The 13,465-nt window shown below is 65.2% G+C and carries 6 protein-coding genes, 3 other RNA genes and 1 pseudogene; 2 read left to right on the top strand and 8 right to left on the bottom strand.

Features of this window, described 5'->3' with window-relative positions:
- Positions 1-28: 28 nt before the first annotated feature.
- The 5 genes and pseudogenes from J5I97_RS03185 to purL all read right to left on the bottom strand — a co-directional run bounded on the left by J5I97_RS03185 (position 29) and on the right by purL (position 9,951).
- Positions 29-4,477, bottom strand: a complete 4,449-nt coding sequence (locus tag J5I97_RS03185; protein ID WP_208589023.1) for a YadA-like family protein — start codon at positions 4,475-4,477, stop codon at positions 29-31.
- A gap of 482 nt (positions 4,478-4,959) precedes the next feature.
- Positions 4,960-5,522: pseudogene (locus tag J5I97_RS03180) on the bottom strand (S8 family serine peptidase); the annotation flags it as partial.
- 11 nt (positions 5,523-5,533) lie between these two features.
- Positions 5,534-5,609: non-coding RNA, sX9 sRNA (locus tag J5I97_RS03175), on the bottom strand.
- Positions 5,610-5,670: 61 nt separating this feature from the next.
- Positions 5,671-5,853 carry a hypothetical protein gene (locus tag J5I97_RS20475; protein WP_371885816.1) on the bottom strand — a complete coding sequence of 61 codons (183 nt, stop codon included), beginning with the start codon at positions 5,851-5,853 and terminating at the stop codon, positions 5,671-5,673.
- 102 nt (positions 5,854-5,955) lie between these two features.
- Positions 5,956-9,951, bottom strand: coding sequence for a phosphoribosylformylglycinamidine synthase (purL, locus tag J5I97_RS03165; RefSeq protein ID WP_208589017.1), 3,996 nt, complete (start codon positions 9,949-9,951; stop codon positions 5,956-5,958).
- A 330-nt stretch (positions 9,952-10,281) separates the two neighbouring features.
- Here purL and J5I97_RS03160 point away from each other — a divergent pair.
- Positions 10,282-10,357: non-coding RNA, sX9 sRNA (locus tag J5I97_RS03160), on the top strand.
- A gap of 162 nt (positions 10,358-10,519) precedes the next feature.
- Here the strand turns inward: J5I97_RS03160 and J5I97_RS03155 are convergent.
- Together J5I97_RS03155 and xerD are read right to left on the bottom strand one after the other, a co-directional pair.
- Positions 10,520-11,308, bottom strand: a complete 789-nt coding sequence (locus J5I97_RS03155) for a DsbC family protein (protein ID WP_208589015.1) — start codon at positions 11,306-11,308, stop codon at positions 10,520-10,522.
- Between the two features lie 160 nt (positions 11,309-11,468).
- Positions 11,469-12,458, bottom strand: a complete 990-nt coding sequence (gene xerD, locus J5I97_RS03150) for a site-specific tyrosine recombinase XerD (protein ID WP_345776696.1) — start codon at positions 12,456-12,458, stop codon at positions 11,469-11,471.
- A 363-nt stretch (positions 12,459-12,821) separates the two neighbouring features.
- Between xerD and J5I97_RS03145 the strand changes: the two genes are divergently transcribed.
- Positions 12,822-13,289, top strand: a complete 468-nt coding sequence (locus J5I97_RS03145) for an RDD family protein (protein WP_208589012.1) — start codon at positions 12,822-12,824, stop codon at positions 13,287-13,289.
- A gap of 68 nt (positions 13,290-13,357) precedes the next feature.
- Here the strand turns inward: J5I97_RS03145 and J5I97_RS03140 are convergent.
- Positions 13,358-13,437: non-coding RNA, sX9 sRNA (locus tag J5I97_RS03140), on the bottom strand.
- Positions 13,438-13,465 lie beyond the last annotated feature (28 nt).

Below are 13,465 nucleotides of genomic sequence, written 5' to 3'. Positions count from 1 at the left end.
GCGCCGCCGCGTTTCATGCAAACGCGCGTTACCAGCCGAAACCGGCACCCACACCGATCGAGCGGTCCTGTCCACTGAGTGCGCCACCAACGGTCACCGTGGCGCGCGGGTTGATCGCACGCTGATAGCCCACCGACAACGCCGACTCGCCGTTCTGGAAACCAACGCCAGCACCGACACGGTTTTGCGAGGCAATACCGGCCACGCTGGCGGACATGTTCAACATCGCCGAACCCATCGCGCCCTGACGATCCAGACGACGGTTCTGCCGACGCAGGCGGTCTTCGATATCGCCCTGGTAGGTTTCGAAGCTGTCGGCCATCGCGTCGTAGCGGCTGTCGGTATAGCTGTTGGCAGCGGCAACGCCGTTGTCCAACTGGCCCTTGTTGACCGCATCGGTGGCACGCGTACCGGCCGCCACATTGGCCACCTGACGCTCGCCGCCGACGCTGCCCACCGACACCGTATCGGCACGATCTGCAACCGAGCCCTGGCCCAAGGCAACCGCACCTTGGGCACTGGCGCGTGAACCTTGGCCGATGGCCGTACCGGATGCCGCGGTGACCTGCGCCCCTTCGCCCACCGCCACTGCATTGGTCGCCACCGCCGCAATCTGCGTGTTGGCCCCAACTGCGGTGCTGCCATCGGCGTTGACGCGTGCATTGCTGCCGATCGCAGTGTCGTTAGGACCATGCGCATAGGCACCGCCGCCAATGGCAGTGCCGGTGACGTCGTTGGCCAGTGCGGCCGTGCCGACCGCCGTCGATGTTGCGGCTGCAGTGGTGCCGACCACCGCTGCGGTCGGCGTGCCTTGCACGCTTGCCGTTGCATCGGCGGTGTCGTCAGCGACGGACTCGGTCACTGCCGCAGAAGCCACCGCAGGCACAGATGTCGTGCGCAGCGACAGCGTGCGCGCCGCCGTGCTGGCGGTTGCGATGCCGCCACCCGCCGCCGCATCCAGCTCGGTAAACTTGTTGTCCAGCGCGGTCAATGCCGCACCCACGTTGTTGTAGCTGGCGCCCTGGATCACGTAGGTCGGTGCCACGAACACGCCTTGCGCACCGATCGCCGCACCACCGCCGAGGAAGCTGGCCGCGTTGCTCAGCGACTGGAACAACTGGCCGCCGGTGATCGCATCGCTGCTGGCATCGGCAATCGCACCGGCGCCCACATTGACGATGCGACGCGTGGCCGGGCCACCGCGGCCATTACCGCTGCCGATCGACACCGTCTCGGCTTCGTAGGTGCGCGAACCCGAGCCCAAGGCCACCGAATCTGCACCGCTGGCGCCGGCATTGGCACCGAGTGCTACACCGTTGACCGCGCTTTGGCGCACAAACGACTGGTAGCCCACCGAGACCGCGTTTTCGCCAATGACGTTGACCCGCCGACCGACACCGGTGCTGTTGATGCCGGTGGCCGACGCATCTACACCCACTACACTGGCGCCGACCGCATTGGCGAGGCTGCCACCACCCAGTGCCAGCGCGTTGTCGGTCAGTGCTGCCGCACTCTTGCCCAATGCCGTGGCATTGACGCCGTCGGCATACGAATTCCAGCCGATGGCAGTGGTGTAGTCGGCCGTGGCCCAGGCACCGGCACCGAATGCGGCCGCACCAGTGCCGGACGCACGCGCCGGGATGAACCCGAAAAACTTGCCGCCGCCGACGACGACGCTTTCTTCGCCAGTGGCCTCGCTGAATTCACCTACTGCCACGGCATTGGCACCGGAGGCCAGCGATGAGGCACCGACTGCGGTGCTGTAGTCGCTCGATGCGACTGCCCCGTAGCCCAGTGCCGACGCCAACTGGCCGCTGGATTTGCTGTAACCACCGAAAGCGGTACTGCCGACATTGGACGCGGCACTTCGGAAACCCGCAGCGGTTGCCATATTGTCGGAGGCTACCGCTTCGCTGCCGAGCGCGGTTGTGTAGGTCGAAATCGCCTGCGCGCCAGCACCGTTTGCAGCGGCCCCAACATCGTTGGCCACCGCGTTACTGCCGACCGCGCTGCTGTTTTCGCCTAGCGCCTGGGCGTTGCTGCCCACAGCTGCCGCGCCGATTCCGCTGGCCAGGGCGTTGACGCCCACCGCAGTTGCGCTATCGACCACCGCTTGCGCGCCTGCACCCAATGCAGTGGTACCAGTGCCGGTCGCATTAGCGCCCTCGCCTGCAGCCAAGGCGTTGTCGCCTTCCACGTAGGCGCCGGCGGCGCTGTCGGCGCTGCCGCTGGCCTGAAAATACTTGCTGGTGGATTGGGCGGTTTCGGCAACTGCGTTGAGCTGGTCCAGATTCACCGCATCGGTGCCTTGCGTGCCGGCAGCGACATTGGTGATCTGACGCTCATTGCCTGTACTGCCGACCGACACCGCAAACGCGCGGTCGGCCACCGAGTCGGCGCCCAGTGCCACGCTGCCTTGGGCAGTGGCTTCGGAGAAATTGCCCAGCGCCGTGCTGTTGAAGCCAGTCGCGCTGGAATAGCCGCCCAAAGCAGTGGTGTAGTTGCCGGTGGCTTTAGCGCCGAAGCCGAATGCGGCGGCGCTGGTTCCATCGGCAACGCTCTGCGCGCCGACCGCAGTGGCCGATTTGCCACTGGCGCTGGCGAAGTAACCCACCGCAGTGGTTTCGCTGCCATCGGCCACGCTCAGCATGCCGGCGGCCAACGATCCGTCGCCGTAGGCAACCGCGGCTGCACCGAGTGCGGTGCTCTGCGCACCAGCCGCTTCGCTCCCACCACCCACGGCTATGGCATAGTCGCCGCTGGCCTGGCTGTAGGCACCGGTGGCCACGCTGCTGTAGCCGCTGGCCGCGGCGTTGTAACCCGAAGCGCTGGCGAACTGCGCGGCGGCGCTGGCACCACTGCCAACCGCCAGGGCACCGGTGTCGAGCGCCTGGCTGCTGGAGCCGAACGCGCTGCTGTAATCGCCCTGTGCGCTGGCGCTGGAGCCGGCAGCGGTGGCGTCCTCACCCTGTGCATCGGCAATACCGATGCCGGTGCCCGCGTACAAACGCGCAGTGGTCTCAGCGGTCTCGCCGACCGCGTTGAGCTGGTCCAGATTCACCGCATCGCTGCCTTCGGTACCGGCAGCAACGTTGGTGATCTGACGCTCATCGCCGGCCGCACCGACCGACACCGTGTTGGCGCGCGTGGCCACCGCATTGGCACCCAACGCAACCGAATTGGCACCGCGTGCAGTGCTGTAGTCACCCAACGCCGTGCTGAGTTCACCGCTGGCCAAAGATTCCGGACCGATTGCAGTTGCGCCTTCGCCAGATGCGTAAGCGAAATAACCCACAGCGGTGGCTTCGGTGCCGGAGGCTGCGCTAAGCGTGCCCACCGCCGCGGTGTACGTGCCCGATGCGATCGCACCGGCGCCCAGCGCGGTTGATGCTTCGCCGCTGGCTTGGGTCTGCACGAACAAACCCAGGCCCGGAATAAGATCCACCGGACCGCCGAGCGCGGTGCTGCTGGTGCCACTGGCGCTGGTCTGCGTACCGACAGCGGTGGCGTAATCGCCACCGGCGTTGGCAACCGCACCGAATGCGGACGATTGCGCGCCGGCCGCATACGCCCCGACACCGAACGACGAAGCGGCAAATCCATCGGCACTGGCGCTGGCACCGACTGCGGTTCCGCCGACGCCGGCACTGGTGGCGCCGGTCGTGACCGGCAAGCCGCCGTTGGCGATCAAAGGCTCGCCATTTTCGTTCACCGCCGCGCCGCCGACGGCCACACTGCCCGGGCCGTTGGCCTGTGAGTTCTGACCGAAGGCTGCGCTGTTCTGGCCGGCAGCCAGTGCGTTGGCGCCCACTGCGGTGGCATTGTCGGCCACGGCAGTGGCGCCGGTTCCCAACGCCGTTGTCGCCGTGCCGGTCGCATTGGCGGCGTCGCCCGCAGCCAGCGCGCTGGCGCCTTCGACATACGCGCCGACACTGTCTTGGCCCGGCGTTGCCTTGAAGAAGATTGCGGTGTCATCGGCCACGTCCTGCGACTGCGCCACGTTGACCGAATCGGTGACGTTGATACCGGGGGTGACGTTGGTGATGCGGCGCCTGGCAAGGCCACCGCTGCCCACCGACACCACGCCGTCTTCGTGGGTGCGCGAGCCTGCGCCCAACGTCACCGAGTTGACACCGGTCCCGCCAGCGTTGGCAACGAGCACTACGCCGTTTTCGCCGCTCTGGCGCAAGAAAGTGTTGTAGCCGACGGCAACGGCGTTTGCGCCAATTGCGGTGTCCTTGCCGACCTGTGCCGATGCAACGCCGCTTTCGACCGGTTTCGCCATCGCGCAAAGAGGGATTGCGGTCGCAGCGCTACCCAGCACCATGGCGATCGCGGCGGCCAGCCCTCCCCCGCAGCGACGGTCGGTCGACATGGCCGGGGCCCCTGCACCCGGGCTGTCGCCGCTGAGCAATTGCGATGCCACGGCCAACACGCTCAACGATTTCTTCCAAACCTTGCGATAAATGCAATTCATCAACGCACGACTCCTGACGTTTTGGACTGGATTTTGGCGAATCCCACCGTCGCGAGGCCTTACCCAGCCGCTAACGATTCCCCGGAGTTATTGACGCCATAGGCCTGCTGGCGATGCGCGGAAAGCTGCATCCTGAGCAGTCAAAAAATGAATGCTACCCAACCAGAGAACTGGGCGAAGTGTTAACCGCAGTCAAATCAGGCGTCAAGTTTTTGACAGGAGGCGAATCGATGTATGATTTCCGTTAAAGTCCCGCTTGCTTTTATTATTTTTTGATAACTATTTGGAAAACAGCAACCTAGACGATGTCCTACAGGACATTTTAATCCTGAATACGCATGTCCATTGCAGACAAAAAAAACCGCTGGCAGGATGCCAGCAGACTTGGTTGCGCAGAAACAGCGCTGGTATGTGCCAGCGGACGGGTCAACACGCGTGGCGCCGACACGTCGGGCCGGACCAGCGCGCTGTCGTGTGTCGGATCACTGACGCGCCAGCAGGCTCACTTCATCCAATCGCGCACCATCGAGCTTGACGATGCAGGTCCCCGCACGCGGCGCGGTGAAGCGCACTGTCTGGCTGGTGCCGCTGCGACTGGACACGCTATGGTTATCGGTGGCGGTCGGCTCGCGCGCCAACGCCACATACAACGATGCCTGCCCGCTACCGCCATAGCTGATGAAGCTCAGTATCGCGCCGGCAGCCGCTTCGAAAGTGAAAGATCCGGTGTCGCCAGCCGCGTTGGACAAGCTGCGCTTGGGCACGCTGTTACGTAGTGCCCGTGCATCCAACTGGCACCCACATCGCCCCAGTTGCAATGACGCAATGCACGATTGACGGCAACGCCTGCATCCACGATGCCGCTACCAGCCGGTGTGCTCAACGGCAGTTGCACCGGGAACGCCCGTGCGCTGCGCTTGAGCAGGCGCTCTAGCGCCGCTGGCGTCAGCGGCGACTCGCCATCGGCGATCAAGGCGCTTTGCACCAGTGCAGCAGTGCCCGCCAAGTGCGGCGCCGCCATCGCGGTTCCGGCAAATCCAGGCCCAATGTAAGAGCGGCTAACAAAACGTAGCGAGCAATCGTCAGGTGTGTGCGGACGGCGCGCAGGAACCGCAGTGTACGCGTGGTACATGCCGATTCCGAGCACCGGCCGCGCCCGCCTGACGGTGAGCGCAGTCGTTTTGTTAGCCGCTCTAATGTTGTGCAGGCAGCTTGAGCAACTCACTGTCCACTGCCAGCGTGCGCACATGCTTCGGTGCGGCCTGCATGCCGCTGCGCGCTGCCGCCTGTGCCAACTGAACTGCCGCGCGCGACGCAGCTGCGGTGAGCGTGGCAGAAGTGGCAATGCCAACGCTGCGTGCAGTGACCTTTGTCACTGCGATATTTGACGATGATGCCGTCGACCGGCGCCATCGCGCATGGCCTGCTGAGGTTGCGCGGCCGCGCGCGCCTGCCTTACCGCGTCCGACGAGCTGCCATTAACCGCACCACACCCGCGCATTGCGGAATATCCGCAGCCATGGCGAGTCATCGCCCCAACCAGCCGGATACCAGCTCAGATTTGCGCTGCGCGGGGTACGCTCGGGATGCGGCATCAAAATGGTGGCGCGACCGTCGCTGCTGGTCAGCCCGGTAATACCGTCCGGCGAGCCGTTCGGATTGAGCGGGTACTGCAATGCCACTGCGCCATCGCCATCAATGAAACGCAACGCCACGCGTGCAGCAGCCAGGTCCACGGCGGTGTCGAACTCGGCGCGACCTTCGCCATGCGCCACTGCCACCGGAATCCGCGAACCGGCCATGCCGCGCAGGAAGATCGACGGCGACTCCACCACTTCCAGCATCGCAGTACGTGCTTCGAACTGTTCGCTGCGATTGCGCAGGAAGCGCGGCCAGTGCTCGGCACCGGGGATAATCTCCTTGAGCTGACTGAGCATCTGGCAGCCGTTGCACACGCCCAGCGCAAAGGTATCGCTGCGTGCGAAGAACGCGGCGAATGCATCGCGCAAGGCCGAACGCTCCAGGATCGAAGTCGCCCAACCACGGCCGGCACCCAGCACGTCGCCGTAGCTGAAACCGCCGCAGGCAGCGACACCTGCGAACTGCGCCAGATCCACGCGACCTTCGATCAGGTCGCTCATGTGCACGTCGTAGGCGCGGAAACCAGCGCGTTCGAAGTTGTAGGCCATCTCGATCTGCCCGTTGACGCCCTGCTCGCGCAGGATCGCCACCTTGGGCCGTGCACCGGTCGCCACAAACGGCGCTGCCACGTCCTCGGACGGATCGAATACCAGCTTCGGACGCAATCCCGGCGCCTGGAAATGACGCGCCAGCGCGCGCTCTTCGTCAGCGGTTTCGGGGTTGTCGCGCAACTTTTGCATGGCGTGCGTTACCGACCACCAGGCATCGAACAATTCTTCCCAACGCCACTCGGCCAGTACGCGCCCCTGCCCGCTCACGCGAATGCGCGGCGTGCCGATGGGGCGAGCAATGCGCTGCGCGCATTCGGTCAGCGCGTGACGCTCGACCAGATCGGCAAACGCGGCGCGATCTTCGCTGGCGATCTGCACCACCGCACCGAGCTCTTCGTTGAACAGGCTGCGGAAAGCATCATCGCCCCATGCATCGAGCGTGATATCCAGTCCCTGACGCGAGGCGAACGCCATTTCGCACAACGCTGCAAACGCGCCGCCATCGCTGCGATCGTGATACGCCAGCAACAGCCCGCTCCCACGCGCATCGCCAATCAGCTCGAAGAAACTACGCAGCCGCTGCGCATCGTCCAGATCCGGCACCTCGCCACCGAACGCAGGCAGCGCCGCATCGTCGGCATATACCTGCGCCAGCACCGACCCGCCCAACCGCTGTTTGCCGCCACCCAGCCCGATCAACCAGAGCTCGCTTTCTTCGTCGTTACGCAGCAACGGCGTCAGCTGAGTGCGCACATCGCCCACGGGCGCGAACGCACTGATGATCAGCGACACCGGCGAAACGCTTTTGTGCGTGACGGGATTGGAGAGCCTGGATTCGGGATTCGCAGAAACTGAGGGCTCTGGCGTTTCGCCAATCACGACCGTTGAATCAGCAATCCCGGTTTCAACCCACTGCGCCTGCATCGATAGCGAGTCTTTGCCTACCGGTATGCTCAGCTCCAATGCCGGGCACAGTTCCATACCGATCGCGCGCACTGCGTCGTACAACAAGGCGTCTTCGCCCGCATGGCCGGCGGCGGCCATCCAGTTTGCCGACAGCTTGATGCTATCCAGCGTCCGCACCGGTGCGGCGCACAGGTTGGTGATCGCCTCGCCCACCGCCATGCGTGCCGATGCGGCAGCGTTCAACAGCGCCAGCGGGGTACGTTCACCGATCGACATCGCTTCGCCAGCGAAGGTATCGAACCCGGCCATGGTGATCGCGCAATCGGCCAGCGGCAGCTGCCACGGCCCGATCATCTGCTCGCGCGCGGTCAACCCGCCAACGCTGCGATCGCCGATGGTCACCAAAAAGCTCTTGGACGCCACAGTGGGATGCGCCAGCACGCGCAGACCGGCCTGCTGCAGATCCAGCGTGGCGGTCTGCAGCACCGGCCAACGCGGCGCCGGCGGATGCACCGCATCGCGATGCATCTTCGGCGCTTTGCCGAACAGCACGTCCATGGGCAGATCGATTGGGAGTGGGGATTGGGGATGGCCAGGCTGTGGCCGGCCATCCCCAATCTCGTCACCAAACACGCCGTACCCGACAACCAGCCATTCCTCCGCAGTAGCCACGCCGACTGCGGCAAACGGGCAGCGTTCGCGGGCGCAGATGGCAGCGAATTCTTGCAGGCGCGCTTGCGGCACGCCAAGCACGTATCGCTCCTGCGATTCGTTGCACCACAGTTCCAGCGGCGACAGCGAGGGGTCGTCGGTGAGCACGCGGCCCAGGTCGATGATGCCGCCCACGCCGGAGTCGTGCAGCAGCTCGGGAATGGCGTTGGACAAACCGCCCGCGCCCACGTCGTGGAACCAGCGGATCGGGTTGTCGGTACCCAGCGCAACGCAGCGGTCGATGACCTCCTGGCAGCGGCGCTCCATCTCCGGGTTTTCGCGCTGCACGCTGGCGAAATCCAGTGCCTCGGCGCTGTCGCCGGCGGCTACCGAGCTGGCCGCACCACCGCCCAGGCCGATCAGCATCGCCGGGCCGCCGAGCACGATCACCGCATCGCCCGGCTGAAGGCGCAGCTTTTGGACCTGATTGCGATCGATCGCGCCGAGGCCACCGGCCAGCATGATCGGCTTGTCGTAGGCACGGCTCAGGCCCGGGCCTTCGGCCAGTTCGAAACTGCGGAAATAACCGAGCAGATTCGGGCGGCCGAATTCGTTGTTGAACGCGGCGCCGCCGAGCGGGCCCTCAAGCATGATGTCCAGCGCCGGAGCCATGCGCGGGTTCAGCGTACGCGGCGCTTCCCACGGCTGGGGCAGGGTCGGAATACGCAGGTGCGAGACCGAAAAACCGGTCAAGCCGGCCTTGGGCTTGCCGCCACGACCGGTGGCGCCTTCGTCGCGAATCTCGCCACCTGCACCGGTGGCTGCGCCCGGAAACGGCGCGATCGCGGTCGGGTGATTGTGGGTTTCGACCTTGATCGCAAACGCCGACGGCACAACCGTCTCGCTGCGGTATTGGCCGGTGGCCGGATCCGGGCGATAGCGCGCAGCCGGCACACCTTCCACCACCGCCGCGTTGTCGCTGTAAGCCGACAAGGTGTACTGCGGAGTCTGCTGATGGGTGTGCTTGATCATGCGAAACAGCGAGCGCTCTTGCGGCTTGCCGTCGATGGTCCAGCTGGCGTTGAAGATCTTGTGCCGGCAGTGCTCGGAGTTGGCCTGGGCAAACATCATCAGCTCGACGTCGACCGGGTCGCGGCCCAATTCGGCGAAGCGTTCGCGCAGGTAGTCGATCTCGTCCTGCGCCAGGGCCAGACCCAGGTCGCGGTTGGCCTGCTCCAGCGCATCCAGCCGCACGCATTGCAGATGGCCGCGATCGGGCACGTTGAACAACGCCTCGGCGGCGGCGGCCGAGCCGAGCAACGACTGGGTCATTGGGTCGTGCAGCAGCTTGGCCACGGCGGTCTGGTCGGCAGCATCTTCCGGCAAACCGGCCAGATCGATACGGGTGCCGCGCTCCACCCGCTGGATCGGCTGCCCGGCCCCGCGCACCAGTTCGGTGGCCTTGCTCGACCATGGCGATAGCGTGCCCAGACGCGGCACCACGTAGCGCGAGGAAGCGTCATCATCGCGCGGCGCAGGGGCGGCTCCGGCCTGCAGGATCCGCTGCAAGGTGGCCTGATCTGCCAATTGCCCGGCCTCGGCGCGGATGAAGTACACGTGCCAAGCGCCGGTGATGCGCAGCGCGGGGACGAGAGTTTGCAGGCGGGTTTCGAGCCGAGCGCGGCGGAACGGCGAAAGGGCGGAAGCGCCCTCGAGGACCATCATGTCCGGGGAACCGTGTCAGAAACGTGGCTGCAGATTGTAACGGAGCCGGTGGGCTCAGCGCCGGCCGAGCGTGCGTCGGCTGGCAAATCGGCTGGGTGATCATCCGCCACAGCCCTGCCCGGATTCGCTTCGCCATGACAGTGGCGATGCCAGCAGCAATGCCGGCGAGTGCTTATCGGTCGTCGCTCGAAAACTGCCATCTGCTCAGATGCCAGCGCAATGGCAGGGTACGCAGCGTTGGTCACGGCCGATACGCAGCCGTGCACTTAGAGCGGCTAACAAAACGACTGCGCCGCCGTCAGGCGGGCGCGGCCGGTGCTCGGAATCGGCATGTACCACGAGTACACTCCGGTTCCTCCGCGTCGTGAGCACCCACCTGACGACTGCTCGCTACGTTTTGTTAGCCGCTCTTACCCGAACAATCGATGCCACCCGCCTGCCCTGCAATACATGCAAAAGGCCCGAATGCATGCGCACCCCGGCCTTCTGGGCAATCACACCGACCGTCGAAGCGGCCAGCGCCAAAGCGGCATTAGACAACCGCTTTTTCCAACCGCTTTTTCGTGGATCAGCGGCTGCCGCCCGCCGTGGTCACGGCGCGCTTTTCCAACGCCTCACGCAGCTGCGCCGGCGGCAGATAGCCACCAAGCTGGGTGCCGTCCGGCGCAAAGATCGCCGGGGTGCCGTTGACGCCCAAACGCTGGCCCAAGGTGTACTCCATCGACACCGGATTCTTACAGTCCCTGGAATTCACCGGCTGCCCGGACTTGGCAGCCGTCAGCGCTTGCTTACGGTCGGCAGCACACCACACCGCGATCATCTCCTTGTGGTCCTGGCTGCCCAGGCCCATGCGCGGAAATGCCAGATATTCCACCGCAATCCCATGCTTGTTGAGTTCGCCGATCTCGCTATGCAGCTTGCGGCAGTAGCCGCACTCCACATCGGTAAACACCGTCACGGTGTACTTGGGATTTGCCGGCGCGAACACGATGCGGTCGGCCTTGGGAACAGTCTCCAGCTGCTTGCGCCGATAGGCCAGAAGGCCGGGGCTGGCAGCGAACTGCTTGTTCTGGATATCGAACGGCTGCGCCTGAATCAGGTAACGGCCGTTGTCGCTGACGTACAGCACCTGCCCACCAACGACCACTTCGCGGAAGCCGGGAAACGGTGCGGCGCCGATGTAATCGGGCTTGGAGTCAGGGTCCAGCGCCTTGAGCGCCGTGCTCACGCGCTGATCCACGCTGCCGGTGGCTGTAGCAGGCGCGGCGCCGGCATTGCTTGCCGCAGTTTGCGACGATTGCGCGCAGGCGGTAAGGCTGATTGCGCCCAGCAGCGCGGCGATGGCAAGACGATACATTCACGCATCCGGATGGAATGGGGTGCACGGATTCTCGCACAGCGCGGATGAAGCCAGGCAGCGGCCGTGACAGTTCGCTCGGTTGTCAGAAGCTGGGTTGGTTGCGCCCGGCAGCGCAGGCGTGGCTAGGCAAGCGGAATGTCGCAAGGATCCCCGGCCGTTACCCGCGCGGATGATGCGTGGCGTGCAGCTTCTGCAGGTGTTGCCGCGCCACCAGCGTGTAGATCTGGGTGGTCGACAGCGAACTGTGACCGAGCAGCATCTGCAGCGCGCGCAGATCGGCGCCGTGATTGAGCAGATGGGTGGCGAAGCTGTGGCGCAGCCCGTGCGGGCTGACGGTGGCCGGGTCGATGCCGGCCACGGCTGCGTAGCGTTTGACCAATGCCCAGAACCTCTGACGGCTGAGCGGCCTACGCGTGGCATCGATGAACAGCGGCACCTGCCCGTCCACCGGCGCCACCGGCTTGTGCTCGGCCAGCAGTGCGCGCGCATCGCGTAAATAACGCTCGAGCCAATGCTGGGATTCCTCGCCTAGCGGCACCAGCCGATCCTTGCTGCCCTTGCCGATCACCCGCAGCACGCCTTGACGCAGGTTGACCCCCACCGCCGGCAGATTGACCAGTTCGCTGACGCGCAGGCCGGCGGCATACATCAACTCCAGCATGGCGCGGTCGCGCAGGCCCAGCGGGGTGCCGATGTCGGGCGCCGCCAACAGCGCCTCGATCTGGCTTTCGGTCAGTGCTTTGGGCAGCGAACGCGGCAAGTGGGGCGGATCGATCAGCGCGGTCGGATCGTCGCTGCGCACCCCGTCGCGCAGACACAGTCCGTAGAACGCGCGCAAGGTCGACAGCAGCCGGGCAGTGCTGCGCGGGGAGTAATGAGCCTGCGAGCGCCAGCGCAGATAATCGAACAACGTCGCACGATCAAGGCCGAGCAACCCGCCGCCGGCACCGTCGCGCCAGCGCGCCAGCCCTTCCAGGTCGCGCCGATAACTGTCCAAGGTCTGCCGCGCCACGCCTTGCTCGGCCCAGAAACGGTCGACAAAGCGCTCGATGGTGGCGGCATCGGCTGCCTGCACTGGTGGCAGTTGTTGGACAATCTGACGGCGTTCGGCGGGACTGCTGGCAGACATCGCACCAGCATAGAACATGGCGCTCACGTTGGATCAAATGCGTTGCTTGCCAGCCATGCGGCTTGCCTCGATACCCAGCCAACCGTTCTACCTTGAGCGGCTAACAAGCGTAACGAACGGTCATACAGCTATAGGGCGAAGCTCGCGCTCGGAACGTGATGACGAGACCATCACTTGTCGTCTCTCCGGTCAGTCGATGATCGGAAGACTGAATCGCCGTTGCCGGAATAGACGCATGCCGCACGAGCGCTGGCCATATCGTCTGGGCGCTAGCGCAGGCGTTTGATAGACGCTCGTACTTCGAGGTAGCCACCCCATGTGGGACTCGCCGCTGCCGCAGCGCTGCGTTGCTCGATCGTTCGCGCCCGCTATGCTGGCGACATGACCTCGCTCCCCTCGCCTTGCGTTGTACGCGCTCCTGCCCTGGTGGGCTGGCGACTGCTGGCCATGTGCTACGACGTTTGGCCGGTGCTGGCGCTATCGATGTTGATTTCCGCCGCCTTCACGCTGGCCTTCACGCTTGCCGGGCACCCGGCACGCCAGAACATCGCCCCTTTCAGCGGCTGGCAATGGCTGCTGTGGCTGTGCTGCTGGATCGCCGCCGGCGTGTATGCCACCTTGAGCTGGCGCCACGGCGGCCAGACCCTGGGCATGCGCCCGTGGCGGTTGTCGTTGATCGGCCCGCAAGCTTCATGGCGCACGCTGTGGATACGCTACGCGGTCGGCACTTTGTCGCTGGCCTTGGCAGGCGCAGGGTTCTGGTGGGCCTGGGTGGATCGCGGTGGACTGGCGTGGCACGACCGAGCCAGTGGGACGCAGTTGCGGAGAATTCCCAAACCGAAGACCTAAGCGGCAATCACGCGATGCGATAGCTATCGCCACAAGCTGCATCTGCAACGCGGATCGCGCGTAAAAGCAGCTAACAACACGTAGCGAGCGCTCGTCAGGTGGGTGCGGACGGCGCGGAGGAGCCGGAGTTGTACGAGTCATGGTACATGTGGATTCCGGGCACCGGCCGCAACCGC

This window comes from Xanthomonas fragariae, assembly GCF_017603965.1.
In the GTDB taxonomy this organism is placed as follows: Bacteria; Pseudomonadota; Gammaproteobacteria; order Xanthomonadales; family Xanthomonadaceae; genus Xanthomonas; species Xanthomonas fragariae_A.
The sequence above is the reverse complement of the archived record's forward strand: the minus strand, read 5'-3'. Positions and strand labels throughout refer to the sequence as shown.

Bases quoted from the DNA above. Each gene is read 5' to 3' on its own strand.
- J5I97_RS03185 (WP_208589023.1), bottom strand. From the start codon at position 4,477: ATGAATTGCATTTATCGCAAGGTTTGGAAGAAATCGTTGAGCGTGTTG.
- purL (WP_208589017.1), bottom strand. From the start codon at position 9,951: ATGATGGTCCTCGAGGGCGCTTCCGCCCTTTCGCCGTTCCGCCGCGCT.
- J5I97_RS03155 (WP_208589015.1), bottom strand. From the start codon at position 11,308: ATGTATCGTCTTGCCATCGCCGCGCTGCTGGGCGCAATCAGCCTTACC.
- xerD (WP_345776696.1), bottom strand. From the start codon at position 12,458: ATGTTCTATGCTGGTGCGATGTCTGCCAGCAGTCCCGCCGAACGCCGT.
- J5I97_RS03145 (WP_208589012.1), top strand. From the start codon at position 12,822: ATGACCTCGCTCCCCTCGCCTTGCGTTGTACGCGCTCCTGCCCTGGTG.